Source organism: Deefgea salmonis (genome assembly GCF_020531905.1).
In the GTDB taxonomy this organism is placed as follows: domain Bacteria; phylum Pseudomonadota; class Gammaproteobacteria; order Burkholderiales; family Chitinibacteraceae; genus Deefgea; species Deefgea salmonis.
In genome coordinates, this window is the sequence record NZ_JAJAWG010000003.1 from 1 (window position 1) to 23,728 (window position 23,728).

21 protein-coding genes are annotated in these 23,728 nt (G+C 47.1%); 4 read left to right on the plus strand and 17 right to left on the minus strand.

The annotated features are described in order from the left end of the window. Positions 1 to 320 precede the first annotated feature (320 nt). The gene (locus LG219_RS06260) at positions 321 to 1,166 is read right to left on the minus strand and encodes a PA4780 family RIO1-like protein kinase (protein WP_226763679.1); all 846 of its coding nucleotides are present in this window, start codon (positions 1,164 to 1,166) and stop codon (positions 321 to 323) included. Positions 1,167 to 1,438: 272 nt separating this feature from the next. Between LG219_RS06260 and LG219_RS06265 the strand changes: the two genes are divergently transcribed. Continuing rightward, positions 1,439 to 2,794, plus strand: a complete 1,356-nt coding sequence (locus tag LG219_RS06265; protein ID WP_226763680.1) for a sodium-dependent transporter — start codon at positions 1,439 to 1,441, stop codon at positions 2,792 to 2,794. 100 nt (positions 2,795 to 2,894) lie between these two features. On the opposite strand, the gene LG219_RS06270 is transcribed toward LG219_RS06265, so the two are convergent. Next, entirely contained in the window at positions 2,895 to 3,338 is a 444-nt protein-coding gene (locus LG219_RS06270) for a glycine zipper 2TM domain-containing protein (protein WP_226763681.1), read from the minus strand. A gap of 362 nt (positions 3,339 to 3,700) precedes the next feature. Here LG219_RS06270 and alaS point away from each other — a divergent pair, with 362 nt between their 5' ends. The 3 genes from alaS (at position 3,701) to LG219_RS06285 (ending at position 7,822) form a co-directional block, all read left to right on the plus strand. Beyond that, positions 3,701 to 6,316, plus strand: a complete 2,616-nt coding sequence (gene alaS / locus LG219_RS06275) for an alanine--tRNA ligase (RefSeq protein ID WP_226763682.1) — start codon at positions 3,701 to 3,703, stop codon at positions 6,314 to 6,316. 205 nt (positions 6,317 to 6,521) lie between these two features. After that, positions 6,522 to 7,508: a S66 family peptidase gene (locus tag LG219_RS06280; RefSeq protein WP_226763683.1), complete on the plus strand. Its 987-nt coding sequence runs from the start codon at positions 6,522 to 6,524 to the stop codon at positions 7,506 to 7,508. An 89-nt stretch (positions 7,509 to 7,597) separates the two neighbouring features. Beyond that, positions 7,598 to 7,822, plus strand: coding sequence for a DUF1653 domain-containing protein (locus LG219_RS06285; protein WP_226763684.1), 225 nt, complete (start codon positions 7,598 to 7,600; stop codon positions 7,820 to 7,822). A 207-nt stretch (positions 7,823 to 8,029) separates the two neighbouring features. Here LG219_RS06285 and LG219_RS06290 read toward each other — a convergent pair whose 3' ends face one another. From LG219_RS06290 to ndk, 15 genes are all read right to left on the minus strand, one after another. Further along, a complete protein-coding gene (locus tag LG219_RS06290; RefSeq protein ID WP_226763685.1) occupies positions 8,030 to 9,325 on the minus strand; it encodes an adenylosuccinate synthase in 1,296 nt (431 codons plus the stop codon). A 117-nt stretch (positions 9,326 to 9,442) separates the two neighbouring features. Then, on the minus strand, positions 9,443 to 10,588 hold the full coding sequence (locus tag LG219_RS06295; RefSeq protein WP_226763686.1) for an ATP phosphoribosyltransferase regulatory subunit: 1,146 nt from the start codon (positions 10,586 to 10,588) through the stop codon (positions 9,443 to 9,445). A gap of 266 nt (positions 10,589 to 10,854) precedes the next feature. Further along, complete coding sequence (gene hflC / locus LG219_RS06300) at positions 10,855 to 11,733, minus strand: protease modulator HflC (protein ID WP_226763687.1); 879 nt, start codon at positions 11,731 to 11,733, stop codon at positions 10,855 to 10,857. Between the two features lie 12 nt (positions 11,734 to 11,745). Next, the gene (hflK, locus tag LG219_RS06305) at positions 11,746 to 12,933 is read right to left on the minus strand and encodes an FtsH protease activity modulator HflK (protein ID WP_226763688.1); all 1,188 of its coding nucleotides are present in this window, start codon (positions 12,931 to 12,933) and stop codon (positions 11,746 to 11,748) included. Next, positions 12,930 to 14,036 carry a GTPase HflX gene (gene hflX, locus LG219_RS06310; protein ID WP_226763689.1) on the minus strand — a complete coding sequence of 369 codons (1,107 nt, stop codon included), beginning with the start codon at positions 14,034 to 14,036 and terminating at the stop codon, positions 12,930 to 12,932. Before hflX ends, hflK begins: the two co-directional genes overlap by 4 nt. Positions 14,037 to 14,127: 91 nt before the next feature. Further along, on the minus strand, positions 14,128 to 14,379 hold the full coding sequence (gene hfq, locus LG219_RS06315) for an RNA chaperone Hfq (protein ID WP_173531855.1): 252 nt from the start codon (positions 14,377 to 14,379) through the stop codon (positions 14,128 to 14,130). 115 nt (positions 14,380 to 14,494) lie between these two features. Beyond that, positions 14,495 to 15,874, minus strand: coding sequence for a ribosome biogenesis GTPase Der (gene der, locus LG219_RS06320; protein WP_226763690.1), 1,380 nt, complete (start codon positions 15,872 to 15,874; stop codon positions 14,495 to 14,497). A gap of 60 nt (positions 15,875 to 15,934) precedes the next feature. Further along, positions 15,935 to 17,059, minus strand: coding sequence for an outer membrane protein assembly factor BamB (gene bamB, locus LG219_RS06325; RefSeq protein WP_226763691.1), 1,125 nt, complete (start codon positions 17,057 to 17,059; stop codon positions 15,935 to 15,937). A gap of 2 nt (positions 17,060 to 17,061) precedes the next feature. Continuing rightward, the gene (locus LG219_RS06330) at positions 17,062 to 17,691 is read right to left on the minus strand and encodes a YfgM family protein (protein WP_226763692.1); all 630 of its coding nucleotides are present in this window, start codon (positions 17,689 to 17,691) and stop codon (positions 17,062 to 17,064) included. Between the two features lie 18 nt (positions 17,692 to 17,709). Next, entirely contained in the window at positions 17,710 to 18,978 is a 1,269-nt protein-coding gene (gene hisS / locus LG219_RS06335; protein WP_226763693.1) for a histidine--tRNA ligase, read from the minus strand. Positions 18,979 to 19,060: 82 nt separating this feature from the next. After that, complete coding sequence (gene ispG / locus LG219_RS06340) at positions 19,061 to 20,335, minus strand: flavodoxin-dependent (E)-4-hydroxy-3-methylbut-2-enyl-diphosphate synthase (protein WP_226763694.1); 1,275 nt, start codon at positions 20,333 to 20,335, stop codon at positions 19,061 to 19,063. A gap of 4 nt (positions 20,336 to 20,339) precedes the next feature. Then, on the minus strand, positions 20,340 to 21,230 hold the full coding sequence (locus LG219_RS06345; RefSeq protein WP_226763695.1) for a RodZ domain-containing protein: 891 nt from the start codon (positions 21,228 to 21,230) through the stop codon (positions 20,340 to 20,342). After that, complete coding sequence (gene pilW, locus LG219_RS06350) at positions 21,223 to 21,957, minus strand: type IV pilus biogenesis/stability protein PilW (RefSeq protein ID WP_226763696.1); 735 nt, start codon at positions 21,955 to 21,957, stop codon at positions 21,223 to 21,225. The genes LG219_RS06345 and pilW overlap by 8 nt, the downstream gene beginning before the upstream one ends. Further along, entirely contained in the window at positions 21,954 to 23,087 is a 1,134-nt protein-coding gene (gene rlmN, locus LG219_RS06355; protein ID WP_226763697.1) for a dual-specificity RNA methyltransferase RlmN, read from the minus strand. Before rlmN ends, pilW begins: the two co-directional genes overlap by 4 nt. A 98-nt stretch (positions 23,088 to 23,185) precedes the next feature. Then, complete coding sequence (ndk, locus tag LG219_RS06360; protein ID WP_226763698.1) at positions 23,186 to 23,611, minus strand: nucleoside-diphosphate kinase; 426 nt, start codon at positions 23,609 to 23,611, stop codon at positions 23,186 to 23,188. Positions 23,612 to 23,728: the final 117 nt, after the last annotated feature.

Below are 23,728 nucleotides of genomic sequence, written 5' to 3' on the forward strand. Positions count from 1 at the left end.
CATTTTGAGAGTGTAAGCACTTGTTTGACTGGCAAACCAAGCACTCACACTCATCGGCTGTATTTTGTTAAAGATCAGTGGCTTAGGACACACAAAACAGCCTATAAACCGGTGTTTCGTTTGCTGTGTCAGCAGCAGAGAGGCCGAAATATACGGCAGCCCTGCGATCACGTCAACACCTTGTTGTAAAGAAAACGCAACAAGGTAGGTAAGTGGTTGATTTATATAGAAACAGATTTAACTCAAAAATGCAGCAAACGACAGAAACAAACAAGGGCGCTATCGCGCCCCTATCCTTAAACCGATTAAAACAAATGTTTTTATGGCTGAAAGTCGGGTAATTGCCGTTGCAAATGCTCTTCTTTCACATGCTCAACCTCACGCAAAACGCCGCGCACATCCACCTTGCGATGATCTTGCTTAATTTTACCTGTAAGTAGCACTTCGGGATGCAGCAAGCCCCCCTCATACAACTTCCAAATTTCTTTACCGTATTGTGAGCCATTGAGTTCAGGTGCAAACTGAGCAAAATACTCCGCCAGATTATCCACATCTCGCTCTAACATTGCTGCTGCTTGATTATTACCTGCAGCATCGACCGCCTGTGGCAAATCAATAATAACGGGGCCATGCTCATCAACTAGAATATTGTACTCGGACAAATCACCATGAATCACCCCAGCACATAACATCAAAACAACTTGCTTGAGCAACGCAGCATGGTATGTCAGCGCCAGTTCAGCACTCATTTCGACATCATTCAAGCGAGGAGCGGCATTACCATCTTCACCTGTTACCAGCTCCATCAATAAGACACCCTCAAAACAGATATATGGCGTTGGAACACGTACACCCGCAGCGGCTAAACGATACAGATTATCCACTTCTGCATTTTGCCATTCTTCCTCTTGCATCTGTCGACCATAGCGCGAGCCTTTTTCCATCGCTCTAGCTTGGCGGCTATTTTTTACTTTGCGGCCTTCTTGATAGGCGGCATTCTTTTTAAAGCTGCGATGATTGGCGTCTTTATATACCTTGGCACACCGAACTTCATCGCCACAGCGCACCACATATACCGTCGCCTCTTTACCGCTCATTAATTGACGCAAGACTTCGTCAACCAAACCATCTTCCACCAGTGGCTCTAATCTCTTTGGTGTTTTCATTAAATTTGTCTACGCCCTATTTGAATTTTGACTCAACTCGCTACTTACAAGTCGGCCATTAAAATATTACAATCATTTCCAGCGCGATTCCATTCGAACCAATCAAGCAAAGCCACCCACACAAATAAAGTGGCGCTACACTTATTTTACCCCCGTCCAAAGTTTTAGTTTGAATCAATCAAAATCTAAGTCTCGGGTTTTCCCTCATGGACAATACACTAGCTAACTATGAATAGTGTGCAGTTGTTTACAATTTACTACAAGGGCATGGCATGAGCGCAAGTCGCGATGGTTTCACCTCCACATTTGGTGTCTTAGTCGCCACACTAGGTTCCGCAGTTGGTTTAGGTAATATCTGGAAGTTCCCCTATATGACAGGCACGAATGGTGGTGCGAGCTTTTTGGTGGTGTATGTTCTTGCCACTTTACTCGTCGCCCTCCCCGTGATGATTGTTGAAATCATGCTTGGACGCGCCTCTCGCGCCAATGCAGTCACTACATTTGAAGTACTCGCACCGAAAAAGCAGCGTTTTTGGCCCGTTATTGGCTATATGGGCTTAATTGCGGCAGTACTCATTTTAGCTTTTTACACCGGCGTTGCTGGCTGGGTGTTTGCTTATATTTTCAAATCAATCACCGGCAGCATCCACAGCACCGATCCAGCGAGTGCCAAAGCTGCGTTTGGCGCTCTGGTTTCCAACCCGCTAGAAGCCTTATTTTGGCAATGGGTGGTATTAGCATGGGCAGGCACCATCATCATGATGGGCGTTTCCAAAGGCATTGAAGCTGCAGCCAAAAAATTAATGCCTATTTTGTTTTTGCTGTTAATTTTATTGTGCATCCGTAGCTTAACGCTGCCCGGCGCAATGGAAGGCGTGAAATTTTTGTTTGCGCCAGACTTTAGCAAAATCACTGCCTCGGTCATATTGACTGCTGTTGGCTTGGCTTTTTTTAAGTTATCGATCGGCATGGGCACCATGCTCACGTATGGTAGTTACTTCCGCACAGAACAAAACATTCCATTAACGGCCACTCGCGTGATGCTGGCTGATTTGTCCGTGTCACTACTAGCGGGTTTAGCGATTTTCCCGGCGGTGTTTTCATTTGGCTTTGAGCCGGCAGCAGGTCCATCACTGGTCTTTATGACCATCCCAGCCGTCTTTGCCAGCATGCCATTTGGGCAGTTTTTTATGGCGCTATTTTTTATCTTGGCCGCCATTGCCGCCACGGGTGCGATTTTATCGATCATGGAAGTGCCCGTTGCCATGCTGTCTGAGCGCTTTAAGTTCAGCCGCAAAAAAGCCACCTTACTCACACTAGGCGTGATTGGCTTATTTGGGATTCCGGCGTCGCTATCATCGTCACTCACCGCCAGCTGGACCTTGTTTGGCTTAAATCCGTTTGATCTTTTCGACTACATTAGCTCAAATATTTTAATGCCAATTGGTGGTATCTTGATTTGTCTATTTGTTGGCTGGGTTTATGGCTTGCCACAACTACAAAAACAACTGAGCAATGATGGACAACTCAATAATGGCGTCATTATTAAAGCCGTGTTTATTTTGGTTCGCTACATCACACCCACGCTGATTTTAGTCATCATGCTGAAAGGACTTGGACTTATCTAGGTATTTATCTCAACGCCATATTAAACATAGGCTACATTGATATATCCAATAAAAAAGCACGAATTGATTCGTGCTTTTTTATTTCAAATGCTGGCAGACATTACATTGGAGAAATACGCGCGCTCGAGCCAGAGCCTTCAATATAAACACGCTGGCCTTTATAAATATTGGCCTCAAACGGCTGAGTCACCACCACCAATACACCGCTATTTAAGCGCACAACAACCTGCTGCCCTTGTTGATTGCCATCATACCGATTTTCGCCATACTTCCCTGCCACCGCACCGGCGATAGCCCCCATTGCCATCGCAACATCACGCCCAGTACCTGCGCCAATCAAACTACCCAACCCTGCACCTGCTGCACCCCCTAAAACGGCCCCCACCCCCAATTGATCGGAATGCGTTAAAGGGACTAAAGAAATTTGTTCAATCACCCCTTGCTGCACTTCATAAGTTTGCTGCTGATTCATGCCGATTCCGGCGCAGCCCGCCAAAATCAAACCCAGTGCAAGCGCTGTGCACCATTTAAATATGCTTTTCATTGCAAAATCCTTTGGCCAAAGCCGATTGATTAAAATGCTAAATAAAAATACTCGTCATTCGACACCCGCGCCAATGGCGCAAGGAACTCAACACATCAATACGAACACCGAGATTTCTTACATAAAACGAAATAACATACCACCAGCCATGCAAGCCGAACAGATGGGGAAAGCTTTACATTGCCATGAGAAAAATCAGTCCATCAATGCGCCAAACCATCTAGAACCGCCTCTTTAATACTTCATTTCGCATCAACTTTCATTCACTCTGGCACTAGAAAGCCGACGTATGCATTACACGACTACCGACACAGCGTCTTTTACCGTAAAATCGATGGTTTGCTTCTTACCCACAGGTTGCCATGACATCCGCTCAGATTCGCCAAAAGTTCTTGGACTTTTTTGCCAGCAAGGGCCACCAAATTGTGGCGTCATCCAGCTTAATCCCTTTGAATGACCCAACTATTTTGTTCACCAACGCTGGGATGAACCAATTTAAAGACGTTTTTTTAGGTTTTGATAAACGCTCGTACACGCGCGCCACCTCAAGCCAAAAATGCGTTCGCGCTGGCGGCAAGCATAACGACTTAGAAAACGTTGGCTATACCGCGCGCCACCACACCTTTTTTGAAATGCTGGGTAATTTCTCCTTTGGCGATTACTTCAAGCGCGACGCCATCTTTTTTGCTTGGGAATTTTTAACCGGCCCAGAATGGCTAGCCATTCCCAAAGAAAAACTGATGGTCACCGTGTATGCCACGGACGACGAAGCTTTTGATATTTGGCATCAAGAAATCGGCATTCCAAGCGATCGCATCGTTCGCATTGGTGACAATAAAGGCCCGGGCGTATCGGACAACTTCTGGCAAATGGGCGACACCGGCCCTTGCGGCCCATGTACTGAAATTTTTTACGATCATGGCGCACATCACTGGGGTGGCCCTCCGGGATCGGCTGAAGAAGACGGTGACCGTTTCATCGAAATCTGGAACAACGTGTTTATGCAATTTAACCGCGATGAAGCGGGCGTATTGCATCCGTTGCCAAAACCATCAGTCGATACCGGCATGGGTTTGGAGCGTATTTCTGCGGTCATGCAAGGCGTGCACGCCAATTACGAAATCGATTTATTCCAACATCTGCTTGCCGCCGCAAAACGCGAAACCGGCGCAGCGGATGCTGACTCGCCATCGCTACGCGTGATTGCCGACCATATTCGCTCTTGCGCGTTCTTGATCGCTGATGGCGCTTTGCCAGCCAATGATGGCCGTGGCTATGTATTGCGCCGCATTACTCGCCGCGCTGTGCGTCATGGCTATAAGCTTGGCCAAAAAGGCTATTTCTTCCACAAACTGGTCGCGCCATTGGCTGAAGTGATGGGCGATGCGTATCCAGAATTGCGTCAACGCCAAGAACACATTGTTGAAGCCATCAAAAACGAAGAAGAAATCTTCGGCCGCACACTTGAAAACGGCATGGCTTTACTCGACACCGTTTTGGCCGGTGGCAAACAAGTCCTTGATGGCGATGTGGCATTCAAATTGTCTGACACCTACGGCTTCCCGATCGATTTGACCGCGGACGTCTGCCGCGAGCGCAATGTCACCGTGGATATTGCGGGTTTTGAAGCCGCACTGGATGTTCAACGCAAGCAATCCAAAGCTGCAGGCTCATTTAAAATGACGGCAGGCTTGGCCTACGAAGGCGAGGCATCGTGCTTTCATGGTTACACAGAAGCCAGCCGTTCCGCCAAAGTACTCGCGCTGTATAAAGGCAGCGAATCAGTGCAAAAACTAGAAAATGGCGACGAAGGCGTGATCGTACTCGATCACACCCCGTTTTATGCCGAATCGGGCGGTCAAGCCGGTGATGTTGGCGTGATTGCGGGCCCTGGCGTATTTAATGTGACCGACACACAAAAAGTAAAAGCCGATGTATTTGGTCATCAAGGCCAAATCATCAGCGGCGCGCTCCATGTTGGCGACGAAGTCACTGCCAGTATCGATATTGCCAAACGCCAAGCCAGCCAACGCAATCACTCGGCGACGCATTTACTGCACGCTGCGCTACGCGAAGTACTGGGTACGCACGTGGAGCAAAAAGGCTCGTTGGTGAATGCCGAACGCACGCGTTTTGACTTCTCACACCCGAAAGCGGTCACTGCGGACGAAATCGCTAAAATCGAAAGTCTGGTCAATCACGTCATCATGGCCAATGAAGAAGCGCAAATTCGCCTAATGAGCTACGACGACGCGATTAAATTTGGCGCGATGGCCTTATTTGGCGAGAAATACGGCGACGAAGTGCGCGTTTTGAAAATGGGCGACTTCTCGACCGAGCTCTGTGGCGGGACGCACGTTAAACGCACTGGCGATATTGGCCTATTCAAAATCGTCGCCGAAAGCGGTATTGCTGCCGGCGTTCGCCGAATTGAAGCCATTACCGGCACCGCAGCGCTCACCGCAGTGCAAGCGCAAGACGCCGAACTCAAAACCGCAACGGCTATCGTTGGCGCACATCCGGGTGAATTGATTGGCAAATTGGAAAAACTTCAAGCGGATTTAAAAGCGACGCAAAAAGAAATCATTAGTCTGAAAGGACAAATGGCGTTTGCCCAATTAGACCAACTCATCGGCGTTGGACTGCGCACCATCAAAGGCGTGAAATGCATTGGCAGTGTGGTGGAAGACGTTGATCCGGCTACCTTGCGTGAAATGAGCAATAAGTTGATGGATCGACTCGAAAGCGGCATCGCCCTACTCGCTTGTGTCTCTGAAGGTAAAGTCAGCCTGATCGCCCGTGTATCGCCCGACCTCATCAGCAAAGTCAAAGCCGGTGAACTGGTCAATATCGCGGCACAACTGGTTGGCGGCAAAGGCGGCGGACGCCCTGATCTAGCGCAAGCTGGTGGCACTGAGCCCGCCAAACTGCAAGAAGCCATGCAAGCGGCCGCAGTCTGGGTTGAGAACAAATTGTAATCACAAAACGCTAAAGCAAACAGCCACCATAAATTCGGTGGCTGTTTTTTTATGCCAATTCATCGGATTAAATTAAGCAAGTAAAAATCACGATAAATAACGCCCGTCGCCAACAAGGGTATGGATGTCAAACTATTAATTAACAAAGCTTATAACAACATACCCAATAGATATTTAACCCGCATAGCGCAAAACAGAGGAACAAATGACAGGAGACAAATTGAAGCGCGGCGATAAAGTCTGTGTGATTGCACCATCAAGAAGCCTTGGCATCATTTCTCAGCACGTGATCGAACTTGCCACTACAAGGCTCAATGAAATCGGCTTAGAAGTTTGTTTTTCTAAAAATTGCCATCAAATGGATGAGTTTCACTCATCATCGATTGAAGCCAGAATTGACGATCTGCATACTGCGTTTTCTGATAAAACCGTTAAAGGTATTTTGACTGCAATTGGCGGCCACAACTCAAATCAATTACTGAATAAAATTGATTATTCAATCATCAAATCTAACCCAAAAATACTGTGTGGATTTTCAGACATCACGGCTTTAAGCAATGCCATTTATACAAAAACAGAGCTCATTACCTATAACGGACCACATTTTTCGACATTAGGCATGGCGCAAGGACTTGATTACACCATCGAATATTTTAAAAAATGTTTAATGAGTGAGAATGGATATTCAATCACGCCATCCCAATATTGGTCGGATGATGAGTGGTACATCAATCAAGATCAACGTGATTTCTATCCCAACACAGGATATCAGGTCATTAATACAGGCCAAGCATCAGGAACGATTATTGGTGGAAACTTATGCACTTTCAATTTATTGCAAGGCAGTTGCTTTTTACCAGAACCAGAAAATGCAATTTTATTCCTCGAGGAAGATAATCTGCTTGAGCTGAATACACTCAGTGAATTTGACCGAAATTTACAATCTATCATCCATCTAAAATCATTTTACTCTGTAAAAGGTATTGTGATTGGTCGGTTTCAAACAGCGTCACAGATTACGCTCGAACAAATTTGCAAGCTGATTCACTCAAAACCTGAATTGAATTCAATCCCTGTCATATACAACCTTGATTTTGGACATACAACACCACAAATCACCTTCCCAATCGGTGGCGAGGCTGAAATTATCGCAACAAGCACGCGTTGTGAAATAATGATCAAAAAACACTAAAGTAAGATCAATAACAAATCAGCAGCATATGTCTTTTAGTATGTATCTGCTTATAGCCACTATTAAATAAAACTTAGAGAGCAATACCCATGACTCCACGTCCAGAACTCGCCCTTGGCGAATATCAGCATTACAAAGGTAATCGTTATCAAGTGATTGATTTGGCCATCCACAGCGAAACGGAAGAATGGCTGGTGGTGTATCGGCCGTTGTATGGCGAAGGTGCTTTGTGGGTGCGGCCGTACCTAATGTTTGTAGAGAACGTGATAATTGATGGCACCCCTCAAGCGCGGTTTACGAAAGTAGCTGATTGAAGGTCAAAAATATGCTTGAGTAGCGACCCAATCGCCACTTACAAAAATATGCGTTTCGTAGGCGCGCTTGCCCGCGAATAACACCGTGAATGTGAAACACAAATGCCTTGAATTTAAATTGCATTCGCGGGCAAGCCCGCTCCTACGCGATATTCAGACGTAAAAAAACCGCTGCAAGCAAGCGGTTTTTTTCATATACGCAGACGATTAGTCTTGGTATGGGTGTTGCAGCACGATGGTTTCGTCGCGATCTGGGCCGGTTGAGACGATTGCAATCGGCGCTTCGCAAATTTCTGCGATGCGTTTCAAATAGTTTTGCGCATTGATTGGCAATTCTTCGAATTTTTTCACGCCGAATGTCGATTCAGACCAACCTGGCATTTCTTCATAGATTGGCTCGCACAACGCAATGTTTTCTGCGCCAATTGGCAAGATGTCGATGGCTTTGCCATTCAACATATAACCAGTACACAATTTAATGGTTTCGATCGAATCCATCACGTCAAGTTTGGTCACACACAAACCTGAAACACCGTTGATTTGAATTGAGCGTTTCAGCGCTGCAGCGTCAAACCAACCACAACGACGTGCACGACCCGTTACCGAACCGAACTCGTGACCGCGTTCAGCCAAGCCAGCGCCAACGTCGTCGAATAATTCAGTTGGGAATGGGCCAGAGCCAACGCGCGTGGTGTAGGCCTTCACGATGCCCAATACGTATTGCAACATTTGTGGCGCCACGCCTGCGCCCGGCGCAGCAGCACCGGCTACGCAGTTGCTTGAAGTCACAAATGGGTAAGTACCGTGATCAACGTCTAGCAAGGTGCCTTGCGCGCCTTCAAACAACAATGGCTCGCCGGCTTTATTCATGTCATACAAGGTACGCGATACATCGCCCACCATTGGGCGAATGCGCTCGGCGTAGGCCATGGTTTCATCGTAAACAGTTTGGAAGTCGAGCGTTGGTGCGTTGAAGTAGTTCTTCAATGCAAAGTTGTACCAATCGAGGTTTTCCAGCAATTTAGCTGCAAAGCGTTCTGGATGGTATAAATCTTGCACGCGAATCGCGCGGCGCGCCACTTTGTCTTCGTACGCTGGGCCAATACCACGACCTGTCGTACCAATTTTTTTCTCGCCCTTCGCTGCTTCACGCGCTTGGTCGATGGCAATGTGGTACGGCAAAATCAATGGGCAAGCTTCAGAAATCGTCAAACGGCTGGCAACGTCAATGCCGGCCGCGCTGAGCTCATCAATTTCTTGCAGCAAGGCCGTTGGTGAGATCACCACGCCATTACCGATAAAGCAGGCTTTACCTGCATGCAAGATGCCCGATGGAATCAAGCGCAAAACTGTTTTTTTACCGCCAACCCACAATGTATGGCCTGCGTTATGACCGCCTTGAAAGCGCACCACACCTTGGGCGTGATCCGTTAACCAGTCAACAATCTTACCCTTACCCTCGTCACCCCATTGTGTGCCGATTACGACGACATTTTTGCTCATTTCCAAACCTCAATGCTATTCAAAACAATGGCTATCGTCGCAACAGCAACGCAACGCGCCCGAACTTTAACTTTAAAATGCTCAATCAGCTAGCCCTTTGCGGGCGAAAGCACTAATTTATTGCAATGGTACGATCTGCCATTGGCCACTAATCAATTGCAATGAGCGGTTAATATGCACTTCTGTGACATCAACCCCCAAGTCAACGATGACAATTTCACCGGCATTACGTAATTCACGGATCACCGCAATCAAAGCCATATCATCGCTTTGTGGCGCTAAAATCGCGGCTTGATGCGTAGGAAACGGCAATGACGTCAATGCGCGTAAATCCAAACTAAACCCTGTTGCCGGCCGTGAGCGACCAAATTTTTCACCGACACGGTCATAACGCCCGCCACGCGCCACGGCGCTGGCAAAGCCATTGGCGTAGGCATTAAATACCAACCCGGTGTGGTAGTAACTACCTGGCGACTCGGCCAAATCAAAGCGCACACTCATTCCGCGATTGAGCAATGCGGTTTCTAATTCATGCAAAGCATCCAATGCCGCAGTGACCGCATCAATAGCAGGCAAGGCTTGACGAGCGCGCACCAGCACATCGCTGCCACCATAGCACAGCGGCAAAGCCAAAATGCCTTGGCGCAACTCTGGCGATAAATCGGCAGTCAGTGTTTCTAATGCCGGTACATCTTTTTGCTGCAAAGCGTTAAATGCCGCTTCTCTAGCATCATTTGGCCAATGCGCCACATCGGCCATCGCGTTAAATAAACCGATATGTCCAATCTCAAGACAAAAATCAGTCACGCCAGTTAAAGCCAAACTGGCAAACATTAATTCAATGGCTTCAATATCAGCACCAATACTGGCGCAGCCATAAATTTCCGCACCGATTTGACGCGGCTGACGATTTGACATCAAACCATCTGGTCGCGTGGTCACCACTGATCCGGCGTAGCACAAGCGCGCAACCCCTTTACGATTCAAGATATGCGCGTCAATGCGTGCAACTTGCGGGGTAATGTCGGCACGCAAGCCCATTTGACGGCCCGATAGCTCATCGACCAATTTAAAGGTTTTTAAATCGAGTGCGCTATCGTCTTGCGTAAAGAGTGATTCGACATACTCCACCAGTGGTGGCTCAACCTGCTCATAGCCATACCGAGCGTATAAATCGAGTAAAGAGCGACGTAGCGTCTCAAGTTGACGCGACTCCATAGGGAGTACATCGGAAATGTATTCGGGTAGGATCCAGTTGCGCATAGTCCAGACAGATCAAATGCCCGCCTGGGGTATCCCCACAGAACGAGCGTAAAACAAGATATGGGTAGCAATACCTACTACACCACCAGCGAAATCAATACGCCAGCCATTAGCAAGCGAAGGCCAAAACGGTTACTTAGCAATCACTCATGGCGGCAATTTTTAATCCACTTGCACACCCAATGGCAGACAAGACAAAGGGCATAATACCTTCAAAAGGTATTAGCCCCAAGCCCTAATAAAACAACAACCGTTACGCGGCAAACTTATTTTGCTGAACCCGCACGTGGATTTTTCATATATTTGAAAAAGTCCGAGCTTGGGTCTACCACCATTAAGTCGCTTTTCTTACCAAAACTTTGTTTATAAGCATCAAGACTCTTATAAAAAGCATAGAACTCTGGGGTTTTGCCATAAGCATCTGAATATATCGCGGCTGCTTTAGCATCACCAGCACCCTTAAGTTGCTGTGCCTTATTATACGCGTCCGCCATAATGACTTCGCGTTGTTTATCGGCATCGGCTTTAATTTTTTCAGCGTCTGCACTACCTTCAGCACGTAATTGGTTCGCGACCGCTTTACGTTCCGATTGCATCCGCTCATACACCGAGTTTAGCGTGCTTGGCTCAAAATCAACTTGCTTGATACGCACATCAATGACTCGGATACCAATCCGTTCGGCATCAATATTGGCGACTTTGCCAACATATTCCATCACCTTATCGCGCTTACCCGAAATCACATCTTGCACGGTGTGCTTACCAAATTCATCACGCAGCATGTTATTCACAGTATTGCGAAGTCGATCAACCGCTTTGCGCTCATCCATACCGACCGCTTTGTAGTATTTCTCTACATCAAAAATTTGATATTTGATGTAGCTATTGACATTCACATTCATTTTTTCGATGGTTTGAATCCGTGCAGGCATATTTTCATCGATGGTTTGAATGCGCTTATCAAAATAACGAACATCTTGTACAAAGGGTAATTTGAAATGAATGCCAGGATCTTTAATCACCCGTTTCGCTTCAGAAAACTGGAAAATCACGGCGTACTGACGTTGATCTACAGTAAACAAGCACAATGAAGCCAAAAATAACGCCAGCATTACCGCTGATAACACAGGAAGAATACGATTCATTAACCTTCCTCCTTAACGACCGTCACGCTCACCGCGATTAACGCGATTCGCTGGGGTTTCAGAATTAACAGCTACAGGAGCCGAAGACGTTGCCGCTGGTTTGGCTGCGTCTGTAACAGTTGCTGCGGCACCATTCATTTGCATCAATTTATCCAAAGGTAGATACAACAAACTACCACCGGCCTTTTGATCCACCAAAACTTTGGTCGTGTTTTGGTACATGCTTTGCATCGCATCTAAATACATACGATCACGTGTCACTTGCGGTGATTTCACATATTCAGCAGCAATTTGTTTAAAGCGAGAGGCATCACCTTCTGCACGAGCCACAATTTGCTCACGATAACCTTCAGCCTCTTCATTCAAGCGTGCGGCCATACCGCTGGCTTTAGGAATCACGTCATTGGCGTAAGCAGTGCCTTCGTTAATCAAGCGCGATTTGTCTTGACGGGCTTTAACGGCATCGGCAAAAGCAGCTTGTACCTGTTCAGGCGGTTGCACGTCCGAAATATTCACCCGTGCAATCGTCATCCCAGTGCCGTAACGGTTCAGTAGCGACTGCATAATTTCTTTGGTGTCTTCCGCAATCTTGCCACGCCCTTCATTGAGCACGTAATCGACTTTATTGCGGCCAACCACTTCACGAATCGCTGATTCTGCAGTTTGTTTCACTACATCACGGCCATTATCGATAAAGCGATTATCAAACAAAAAGTCTTTCGCTGAATTAAGGGTGTATTGCACTTCCAATTGGATCTGAATAATATTTTGATCCGAGGTGAGCATCAACGATGCTTCACTATTTGAACCCGCATCACCACGCACACCGACATCAAGACTACGAATTTCGGTCATATTCACCAATTCGCGCGATTCGATCGGATACGGCAAATGCCAGTGCAAACCGGGATTAACCACGGTCTCAACATACTTTCCAAAACGAGTAACTACCGCGTCTTCACGCTCGTCAACCATATAAGTACCCGATGCCAGCCACAAAGCCAGCAAAGCACCTAGAACCACAAACACCCCAGTCGTACCCGAGCCAGATGATGGATTCACTGGCGCATTATTTTGGGGGATTTTATTACCGAGCAAAGCATTGATTTTATTGATGATATTACGAAAAATTTCATCCAAATTCGGTGGTCCACCTTTTTTATTTCGGTCACCACCCCATTGCGGATCATTTTGACTCATTTATCTTCCTTAACGGTTTGATTCATCGCTTCAACCAGTGCTTCGCGCAAAAGACTTAATCCTTCGCCACGCAAGGCGCTTAATTTAACGCTGCGAATATTACCATATTCGTCACGCTCAACTTCGGCAGCCAAATCGCGCTGATCAATCTTATTAAAGACCATCAACTGCGGTATATGTTCCGCACCAATTTCAGTTAATACTTTATTGACTTCACTGATTTGCAAATCACGCATAGGGTGATTGATATCCACCACGTGCAATAACACATCCGCTTCAATGGTTTCTTCTAAAGTGGCACGAAATGCGGCCACCAAGGTGTGGGGCAAATCGCGAATAAAACCCACGGTATCGGAAATCACCACCGAATGATCAGCATCGATATACAGCTTACGGCTAGTGGTATCTAGCGTCGCAAATAACTGATCCGCAGCGTAGAGCTTGGCTTTGGTTAAAGCATTAAATAATGTTGATTTTCCGGCATTGGTATAGCCCACAATTGAAACGGTGAACTGCCCCGATCGATCCCGCCGCTTTCTTTGCGTCGCGCGCTGTTTTTGCACGATAAGAAGCTGATCTTTCAAGCGCTTAACTCGAATCCCAATTAAGCGCCGATCGGTTTCAAGCTGCGTTTCACCGGGTCCACGCAGACCCACCCCACCCTTTTGGCGTTCCAGATGGGTCCAGCCGCGAATTAATCGCGTTTGGATATGCGCTAACTGGGCTAACTCAACCTGTAGCTTGCCTTCAGAGGTCCGCGCACGTTGCGCAAAAATATCCAGAATCAAGGTTGTGCGATCGAGTACTCGACACTTGACTTTACTTTCAAGGTTTCGCTCTTGACCGGGCGATAATTGATGATTAAAAATCACCAACCCTGCATCATGCGCTAAAACGGCCTCAGCAATTTCGTCCGCTTTACCGCTGCCACAAAAATAAGCCGGGTCAGGCCGTTGGCGCTTCCCCTGAATGACGGCAAGTGGATGAACGCCTGCCGACCTTACTAATTCGATGAATTCTTCTTGACTGTCAGCAAAATCAGCTTCGCCAAAATCCAGACAAACCAAAATTGCTTCATCACCGCCCTGATGGCGTTCAAACATGCATACCTCTTCACTTCCAGAAAAACAAAACGCCGCGCAAGATAAAACCCCGAAAAGCAAAGCCTTCGGGGCTAACGAATGCTCGGTCTAATTAGCTTTCTGCACTGGCTGCAGCAGGATTATCATGCGGCACATTCACCGCACGAGAAGGAACAACTGTTGAAATCGCGTGCTTATAAACCATTTGGGTCACTGTATTGCGAAGCAATACAACATACTGATCAAATGATTCAATTTGCCCCTGCAATTTAATGCCATTGACCAAGTAGATTGAAACGGGCACGTGTTCTTTTCGCAAGATATTTAAAAACGGATCTTGCAGCATTTGTCCCTTAGCACTCATTATTATTCTCCGACTTGTTATTAGTTTTCCGTCTGTACGGTTTAGCTTGGAACATCTTACACCGACAATACAACCATTGGCAGCTTAGCACCATTACACCATTTTTAGCGCTTTTTTAGCGCTTTTTTAGTGCATTTTTTGCGCTTTGTGGGCCACGACGACCACGATTAGGCGCTTCTTTACCTTCAAATGGATTGTCTGTCTTTTTAAACTGAACCCGCAATGGCGTACCTTGCAATTTAAAGGTTTTAATAAAGAAATGCTCTAAATAACGCCAGTATGATGCATGAACTGCTTCCAAAGCGTTACCGTGAATAATCACAACTGGTGGATTACTACCACCTTGGTGGGCATAACGCATTTTCGGGCGAATTTTCCCTGCCAATGGCGGTTGTTGACGTTCCATTGCCAACTGCAATGCTCGAGTTAGTTTAGGGGTAGGAATCTTAATCATCGCGGCATCATAAGCTTGATTAATTGAGCCAAACAAATCGCCAACACCACTGCCTTGCAAAGCCGAAATATAGTGATATTTTGCAAAATCAAGGAAGGCGAGCTTGCGTGCCATGTCGCGCTTAATAATTTCACGTTGCTCTAAATTCGCTGAATCCCATTTATTAATGGCCACGACCAAAGCACGGCCAGACTCTAAAACAAAACCAGCAATCTTACCGTCTTGATCCGATACATCTTGTGTTGCATCCAAAACTAAAATCACCACATTACAATCTTCAATCGCTTGCATGGTTTTAATGACCGAAAACTTCTCAATCATATCCGTCACCTTACCGCGGCGACGGACACCCGCAGTATCAATTACCGTATAGTTGGCGCCATTTCGTTCAAAATCAATAGCCACTGAATCACGCGTTGTACCTGGCGCATCAAAAGCAATCACGCGCTCTTCACCAAGAATGGCGTTAACCAAAGTTGACTTGCCCACGTTGGGACGACCGACAATGGCAAATTTAGGGTGTGTTTGTTCTTCTTCTGGCTCAGGATCAGGGAAACCTTCCAAGATTTCATTAATCAGATGACGAACGCCTTCGCCATGTGAAGCCGAAATCGCAACTGGATCACCTAGACCAAACTCATGAAATTCTGCGGTCATCACCGCACTATTCATGCCTTCAATTTTATTCACAGCCACCCAAACAGGGCGATCACCTTGTCGCAAACGATTAGCAATCATTTTGTCTTGCGGCGTTAAACCATTACGCCCATCAACAATAAAAATAATGGCATCGGCTTCATCAATGGCTTGCAACGTTTGCTTGGCCATTTCAAACATAATGCCTTCATCAATCACAGGCTCAAATCCACCGGTATCGATCACCAAGTACGGCTTCTCACCGACTTTACCATGCCCGTAGTGACGGTCACGCGTCAGGCCTGGCTGATCAGCCACCAAAGCATCACGGGTTTTGGTTAAACGATTAAATAGTGTTGATTTGCCCACATTGGGGCGCCCGACGAGGGCAATAGTTGGTTTCAATTCAATTCCTTATTCCATCCATATGACGACGCAACAGCGCCGCCCTAATGTCGATGGGTATTACTGAGTGCTGAGCAGATAAATACTGCCTTTTCCGGTCTGAACAATCGCTTGCGAACTATCAGATTGCGGTGCTAAATAAATGCGGCCGCCATCGGTAGGCAATTGCCCAACAAAGCGACCATCTTCTGGGTTTAAAACATGAATATAACCATCTAAATCACCGACTAAGATATTGCCAGCCAACATCGCTGGCGCAGAAATCAATCGGTTCGCTAATAAATCTTGACGCCAAACACTGCGGCCAGTCGTGCGTTCAAAGGCATTAATTTGTCCTTTGGCGTCGGTAACATACACGTTTTGACCATCAATCGCTAAGCCCGTCCAGCTGGAAATCTCGCGAGTCCACAGCAAATTGCCTTGCTTGGCACCAAGACAAGCAACGCGTCCTTGGAAAGCAACGGCACAAACCATATCGCCACGCACCACGGGCGGCGCAACAATATCAGTTACCCGCTCAAGTTCACTCGCGCCACGCGGCAAAGCCACTGGTGCCTCCCACAAGACACGACCATCCGCGATAGAAATCGCAGTCAAACGTCCTGCAGCCTGCCCGACATACACTACGCCATCCGCTACAACAGGTGGCGCATAATTTCGCAACAATAAAGCCGGCTGAGGACGCTGATAAATCCACTTGAGCTCGCCCTTATCTGCAGAAAAAGCACTAACTTTGCCGTCGCCAGAACGAACAATCACCAAATCATCGCTAACAACGGGTGCAGAAATCACCTCACTACTGACTTTAGCCGACCAAATAGCCTGCCCTGTTAAGTCATAAGTCAGCACATCACCATTGGTACTACCAACCGCAATTACACCGCCAGAGATACCTACACCACCAGCAACGGGTTGCGCGATTTTAATTTTCCAGCGCTGATTGCCGCTGGTTCGCTCAAACAGCGCCAATTCATTATTGCCGCCCACCGCAGCAATCAAATCACCATTAAATGCAGGTTGAAAACGATATTCAGTTTTCCCACCCAATGATGCTTTCCAATCAACCTTGGTATTACTCTTAGCGGTAACAACAGGCAAAGTAGCTGGCTCAGGTGCATTACTCGTAGTACTACACGCACTAACACCAAAGATACTGAGTAGCAATAATGGACGAAGGCATTTCATGCTTACTTATCTCCCAATACATCCAGCTTAATTTCTACCAATTTCAAGTTAGGCGCATCTTTTGGTAACTTGGCAATGGCTTGACGATATGCATCAGCGGCAGGGGCAGTTTGGCCTTGTGCTTGGAGAATATCGCCACGTAGTTCGGCGTAAAGCGGAGAAAAACCCTCTTCTTCTGGCGTTTTCAATAGTGCCAAAGCTTCTGGATATTTTTTCTCTTCGGCCAAAATACTGGCTAATCGCAAGCGCGCGGTATCGCGTAATGCGGCCTCTTTACTGTGATCAACAACCCAAGTCAATTCCGTACGTGAAGCAGCGGCATCGCCTTTTAGATAATCCAATTTAGCGGCAATTAAAGCGGCGCGGGGCGCATAAGGCGTTTTGCTATAGTCGCTTTTCAATAAGGCAACACCGGCTTTAAATTTTCCGTCATCTGTCAGGTTATTTTCAATCTGGGCATAGACCTCAGCTGCTTTGGCGATTTGCTGCTTTTGCCAGCCTTGCCAGCCTTTCCAAGCCGAAAACGAAATTAAAAATACTGCAAACCCGAGCGCCAACCATTTACCCCAGTTTTGCCACCAGTCTTTCATGGTGGCGATTTGTTCTTGTTCTTGTAAATCAAATGCGGCCATGGTTATCCCCTGAATAAATTAAATACTGCGAATCACTTGTGCCAACTGATCTTGCGGCACGATTTCTTGTTTGCCTTGCTGCTCGCCGATCAATGTTTTTAAATTAACCGTCAGTGACGTCACTTCACCCTCACCAATCACCACGGCAAAACGTGCGCCTGATTGATCAGCTTTTTTAAATTGCGATTTAAAACTACCACTGCCGCCATGATAAATGACATTCAAGCCTGCTGCGCGCAATTGACGCGCCACGGTAAATGCATTGCGAGCGGCGGCTTCGCCTTGATGAACCACATAAACATCGGGCAACTGCGCTGGAATCGCGACTTCGTTGATTTCCAATAGCAGCATTAAGCGCTCAATACCAATCGCAAAACCAACCGCTGGACAAGATTTCCCACCCAATTGTTCAACCAAACCATCGTAACGACCACCAGCAGCCACGGTACTTTGTGCGCCCAATTGCGTTGTCGTCCATTCAAAAACGGTGCGATTGTAATAATCAAGGCCACGCACTAAGCGTGGATTCAAGGTATAGGCGATCCCTGCGTCGTCGAGCAAAGCTTTGACCGTTTCAAAGTGTGATTTTGATGCCTCACCTAAAAAGTCGATCAGCTGCGGCGCGTTTTCAGCCATGGCTTGCAACGCTGGATTTTTGGTATCCAAAACACGCAATGGGTTGGTATAGAGCCGGCGCTGGCTATCTTCATCGAGTATATCGATATACCCTTCCAAATATTGAATCAGCTCAGCACGATGCGCTGCACGCTCTTCAATATCGCCCAAAGAATTGAGCTCTAAACTCATGCCACTTAAACCAAGGCGCGGCCATAAATCGGCCAGCATCACAATCACCTCAGCATCGACATCTGGCGTAGCAAAACCAAACGCTTCAATACCCATTTGGTGGAACTGGCGATAGCGGCCCTTTTGCGGACGCTCATGACGGAACATGGGGCCGGTATACCAAAGGCGCTGAGTTTGATTGTAAAGTAAGCCGTGTTCAATACAGGCGCGCACGCAACCGGCCGTCCCTTCTGGGCGCAGCGTCAGTTTTTCACCGTTAAGACTGTCTTCAAAGGCATACATTTCTTTTTCGACGATGTCGGTGTGCTCACCGACGCCGCGAATAAATAAATGCGTTGATTCCACAATCGGCATCCGAATCTGGCTATAGCCATAAGCGGCCAGCCATTCGCGAGTGACTTGTTCAAAAAACTGCCAGCGACTTGATTCCTGCGGCAGCACATCATTCATGCCGCGAATACCTTGGATGGTTTGAGCCATATTTTTATATGCTTTAAATTAAATCAAGAAAGGGTATTTGATCGCAGCCCTTTGAAAAAAAGGGCTACAAACCAATACCCAATCAAATTGAAGTTAGTGGAATAATTTTTGCTGCTTGTTCACGACGTTTTGAACCACCCACCGCGTAATGCGTCATCACATAGCGCTCAACGATAGCCTGAAACTCAACAGCCACATGCTCACCCTTGAGTGTGACGTCTTTTTCGCCATCGACATACACTGGACACACTGGCACTTCGCCGGTTCCCGGCAAACTAATCCCAATATCAGCCAGCTTAGACTCACCTGGACCATTGACAACACAGCCCATCACCGCGACCTTCATCTCTTCAACACCCGGATAGTCTTTGCGCCACAACGGCATTTTTTCACGCAAAAAACTTTGAATGTCTTGGGCCAACTCTTGAAACACCGTCGACGTAGTCCGGCCACACCCAGGGCACGCCGTCACCAATGGGGTAAAACTACGTAAACCCATGGTTTGCAATAATTCTTGTGCCACAATTACTTCTTTGGTGCGATCGCCATTAGGCTCTGGCGTCAAAGAAATCCGAATCGTATCGCCAATCCCTTCTTGCATCAAAATCGCCAAAGCGGCACTCGATGCCACAATCCCTTTACTACCCATGCCCGCCTCAGTCAAACCCAAATGCAATGGGTAATCACAACGTGCACCTAAATCGCGGTAGACCGCGATCAAGTCTTGCACGTGAGATACTTTGCACGACAGCAAAATCTTATCTGGCGACAGCCCCCACTTCACGGCTTGCTCGGCCGATTCGAGCGCAGACACAATCAACGCTTCGCGCATCACCGCATCAGCACTGAATGGCTGTGAACGCTTGCTATTTTCGTCCATCATACGCGCTGCAATACTTTGATCGAGCGAGCCCCAGTTCACGCCAATGCGCACTGCTTTATTGTACTCGATGGCTTTTTCAATCATCGACGCAAATTTTTCGTCGCGTTTACTGCCTTTACCCACATTACCCGGATTAATCCGGTACTTTGCCAAGGCCTGCGCGCAGTCGGGGTAGTCACGCAATAAACGATCGCCATTGTAATGAAAGTCGCCCACCAAGGGGACTTTGCAACCCCAATTTTCAAGCTTGGTTTTAATATTGGCGACTTGTGCTGCAGCCTCTGGGCTATTGACGGTAATGCGGACCACCTCAGAGCCGGCGCGCCACAATTCAAAAATCTGTCTTGCGGTACCTTCAGCATCGGCCGTATCGGTATTGGTCATTGACTGGACCACCACGGGATGATCACTACCGACCCAAACATGGCCGACTTGAACTTGACGGGTTTTACGACGTGTAATCAGGCTCGACATACGATTATTTCAATTCCATATTAACCACATCAGAACCGGGCTTGAGATAGGCACTCAAATCCACATTTTGACCATTAAAATACAATTGGGTTTTTGGGGCATTACCGACTTTCACACGATACGGCGGCACCCCAACCACAACGCGTTCGTAACCCGGACGAATAATTTCGGACAGCACTTTATTGCCATTGGCATCCACAATTTGCACCCAACTATCCGTCTGCGAGGTGATTTTAATTGAATGTGCAGTCGCAACCGCTGACGCTGCACTAGCAGGTAGCGCAACAGTTTTTTGAGCCTGTGCTGCGCTGGCGACAGGCAAGGCACGTTGAGGTGCACTCGCCACTGGCGTAACCGCACTGGCGGTACTGGCCAAAACCACAAGTTCGTCCTGTACAACAGAGGCAGGCGACACATCAACAATCGGTTGATTTTCCATCTCTGGCAAGGCCAGCTCAGGATGCGCCGGTTGCTGTAAATACCAAAACACGCACCCCACGCCCAAAGCCAAGCCCAAGACACTCATCAAGACAATGGCGGATGACGGGCGCCGACGTTTATTTTTAAATGGAATCGTGTTATTTGATTCCAAAGGCGCATCCAGCAAAGTGGTCGACACGGGTTCAGCAGGTAAAACCTGCGCCAAATATTCAAGCAAAGGCTCGGCATCCAAATGCACCAGTCGCGCATAATTACGCACAAAACCTCGGATAAATAAATTGCTGGGCAATTCATCAAAGGCCTCTTGCTCAATTGCAATCACTTGGCGGACTGCAAGTTTTAATTGGTTAGCAACCTGCTCTGGACTTAATTCTAAGGCTTCTCGTGCATTGCGTAATTGTCGACCTGCAGGTAACAAACTTGCAGTCGATGAAGATTCAAACTGATCAGTCATATTTTCCAATCTGTAACTTAGTGGCTTCTACTGAATCGGGGAAAGCGCTGAGTAAATCTTTGGCATAGCGCTGCTCGGCCGTTTTATTGCCAATCGCACGCTCAACTCTCACACCCAGCCATAGCAATTCTACGGGTGTTGGCTTACTCGATCGATAAAGATCGACAAACAAACGTTTCGCCTCAGGCAAGTCCCCCGACTTTAACATTAAATTACTCAGCTGAAATTTAGCTTGTAAATAATTTGGTCTTTGTACCAAGATTTTTTGATACCACTGCGCGGCCAAAGCCAGATCTTGATTGCTCAAGGCACAATTGGCCGCGGCCATCATGGTGTTTTCTGGCGTGGGATACAAAGGATCGTTAAGCGCGGTATTAAAATGCTGTTCAGCTTGCTTAACATCGCCATTCGCACACAGAAAATTAGCGTAATTGTGATTCACATCTGAATTATTCGGTTCGATCTTTAAAGCCTGCTTAAAGATATCGGCCGTCGTGGTTTTATCGCCCAAGGCCCAATACGACAATGCCATTACGTTGTAAGCCAAAACATATTTAGCGTCAGCGGCAATGGCTTTTTTGGCCTCATCCACGGCAATCGGATATTGCCCTACTTTATAATATTCGGACGCGAGCCGCGTCCTAACGCTTGCGCGAGAATCTTCATTGCCCAGAGCAAAATGACTTAGGCCAAGCCACAAGGCCACTAGCAATAAAGTATTTTTCACGCATCGCCTCCAGTTTTAAATAAAATCGGTCGAGTTTCGAGCATTTTTTCAGTGCGACGGGTTTTATCCAAAACCTGTCCCGCCAATTGCCCGCAAGCGGCATCAATATCTTCACCACGGGTTTTACGCACCGTAACGATGTAACCCGCTTGCAATAAAATATCACGAAAACGATGAATCGCTTCACGACTTGAGCGCTGATAACCCGCATTCGGAAACGGATTAAACGGAATCAAATTAAACTTACACGAAGTCGATCGCGCCAATGCCGCCAATTGATGCGCATGCTCAGGCTTATCATTGATGCCATCAAGCATCACATATTCAAAGGTAATAAAATCACGCGGTGCTTTTTCTAAATACCGATTGCACGCATCCATCAATTGTTTGAGCGGATATTTTTTATTAATCGGCACAATCTCATCGCGAATCGCATCGTTCGGTGCGTGCAAACTCACTGCCAGCGCCACCGGACAATCTTCGCGCAGCTTATCCATTTGCGGCACCATGCCCGAGGTCGATAAGGTAACGCGGCGACGTGACAAGCCATATGCATTGTCATCCAACATTAAACGCATCGCGGCAACCACATTGTCATAATTGGCTAGGGGTTCACCCATCCCCATCATGACCACATTCGATACAATCCGAGTATCGTCATTGGTCGCAGTGCCAACGCGCGCCGCATCAAAAGAGAGGCGACGATTGGCCCACCATAATTGGCCAATAATCTCTGCAGTCGATAAATTACGGTTAAATCCTTGCCGTGCCGTCGAGCAAAAAGTGCAATCAAGTGCGCAACCGACCTGACTGGAAACACACAAAGTACCGCGGTCATCTTCGGGAATAAACACCGCCTCAACCCCGTTACCTGTGCCGACATCCAGCAACCACTTGCGGGTGCCATCTTTGGCAATTTGTTCGGCCATCATCGCTGGTGGTGCAATACAGGCATCGACAGCTAATTTTTGCCGAAACGATTTGGCGATATCACTCATCGCATCGAAATCCGCTACGCCGCGCTGATGAATCCACTTCATCAGTTGCTTGGCACGAAACGGTTTTTCACCGAGTTGTACCATCAATTGGCCTAGACGCTCCGCATCGTAATCCAACAAATTTATTGTCATGTCTTTATCCACCAAGGCTTACACCATTTATTTCATCAGTGACGCTCGCTGAGATATCTAAGCGAGCGTCTTTACCACCACTACTTACAAGCTAAAACTTAACGTGCGTACACTTCAGCTGCATCGAAAAAATAAGCGATTTCAATTGCGGCATTTTCCAAACTATCAGAGCCATGCACCGCATTGGCATCAATACTATCGGCAAAGTCAGCACGAATCGTACCGGCAGCGGCATCTTTTGGATTGGTTGCGCCCATCAAATCGCGATTTAATTTCATTGCATTTTCGCCTTCTAGCACTTGAATCATGACTGGACCTGAAATCATAAATTCAACTAAAGCACCAAAGAAAGGACGTTCTTTATGTACCGCGTAAAAGCCTTCTGCTTCGGCACGTGTGAGGTGCTTTAGTTTCGCCGCTGCGATTTTTAAACCCGCAGTTTCAAAACGATCATAAATTTTACCGATAACATTTTTTGCAACAGCGTCCGGTTTAATCATCGATAGGGTACGTTCAACAGCCATTTTTATCTCCAGGGTGAGTCGTTATTTTCAAACTAACGAAAGAAACTTTGCAGCGTAATGTAATTTAAGCTAGCCTCGTGCGAATTATATTTATTTCACGTCGACCAAATTCAAGCC

Bases quoted from the DNA above. Each gene is read 5' to 3' on its own strand.
- alaS (WP_226763682.1), top strand. From the start codon at position 3,701: ATGACATCCGCTCAGATTCGCCAAAAGTTCTTGGACTTTTTTGCCAGC.
- LG219_RS06285 (WP_226763684.1), top strand. From the start codon at position 7,598: ATGACTCCACGTCCAGAACTCGCCCTTGGCGAATATCAGCATTACAAA.
- hflK (WP_226763688.1), bottom strand. From the start codon at position 12,933: ATGAGTCAAAATGATCCGCAATGGGGTGGTGACCGAAATAAAAAAGGT.
- hflC (WP_226763687.1), bottom strand. From the start codon at position 11,733: ATGAATCGTATTCTTCCTGTGTTATCAGCGGTAATGCTGGCGTTATTT.
- LG219_RS06290 (WP_226763685.1), bottom strand. From the start codon at position 9,325: ATGAGCAAAAATGTCGTCGTAATCGGCACACAATGGGGTGACGAGGGT.
- LG219_RS06330 (WP_226763692.1), bottom strand. From the start codon at position 17,691: ATGGCCGCATTTGATTTACAAGAACAAGAACAAATCGCCACCATGAAA.
- ndk (WP_226763698.1), bottom strand. From the start codon at position 23,611: ATGGCTGTTGAACGTACCCTATCGATGATTAAACCGGACGCTGTTGCA.
- LG219_RS06295 (WP_226763686.1), bottom strand. From the start codon at position 10,588: ATGCGCAACTGGATCCTACCCGAATACATTTCCGATGTACTCCCTATG.
- hfq (WP_173531855.1), bottom strand. From the start codon at position 14,379: ATGAGTGCTAAGGGACAAATGCTGCAAGATCCGTTTTTAAATATCTTG.
- hisS (WP_226763693.1), bottom strand. From the start codon at position 18,978: ATGGCTCAAACCATCCAAGGTATTCGCGGCATGAATGATGTGCTGCCG.
- LG219_RS06265 (WP_226763680.1), top strand. From the start codon at position 1,439: ATGAGCGCAAGTCGCGATGGTTTCACCTCCACATTTGGTGTCTTAGTC.
- LG219_RS06280 (WP_226763683.1), top strand. From the start codon at position 6,522: ATGACAGGAGACAAATTGAAGCGCGGCGATAAAGTCTGTGTGATTGCA.
- bamB (WP_226763691.1), bottom strand. From the start codon at position 17,059: ATGAAATGCCTTCGTCCATTATTGCTACTCAGTATCTTTGGTGTTAGT.
- LG219_RS06270 (WP_226763681.1), bottom strand. From the start codon at position 3,338: ATGAAAAGCATATTTAAATGGTGCACAGCGCTTGCACTGGGTTTGATT.
- LG219_RS06260 (WP_226763679.1), bottom strand. From the start codon at position 1,166: ATGAAAACACCAAAGAGATTAGAGCCACTGGTGGAAGATGGTTTGGTT.
- LG219_RS06345 (WP_226763695.1), bottom strand. From the start codon at position 21,230: ATGACTGATCAGTTTGAATCTTCATCGACTGCAAGTTTGTTACCTGCA.
- ispG (WP_226763694.1), bottom strand. From the start codon at position 20,335: ATGTCGAGCCTGATTACACGTCGTAAAACCCGTCAAGTTCAAGTCGGC.
- hflX (WP_226763689.1), bottom strand. From the start codon at position 14,036: ATGTTTGAACGCCATCAGGGCGGTGATGAAGCAATTTTGGTTTGTCTG.
- rlmN (WP_226763697.1), bottom strand. From the start codon at position 23,087: ATGACAATAAATTTGTTGGATTACGATGCGGAGCGTCTAGGCCAATTG.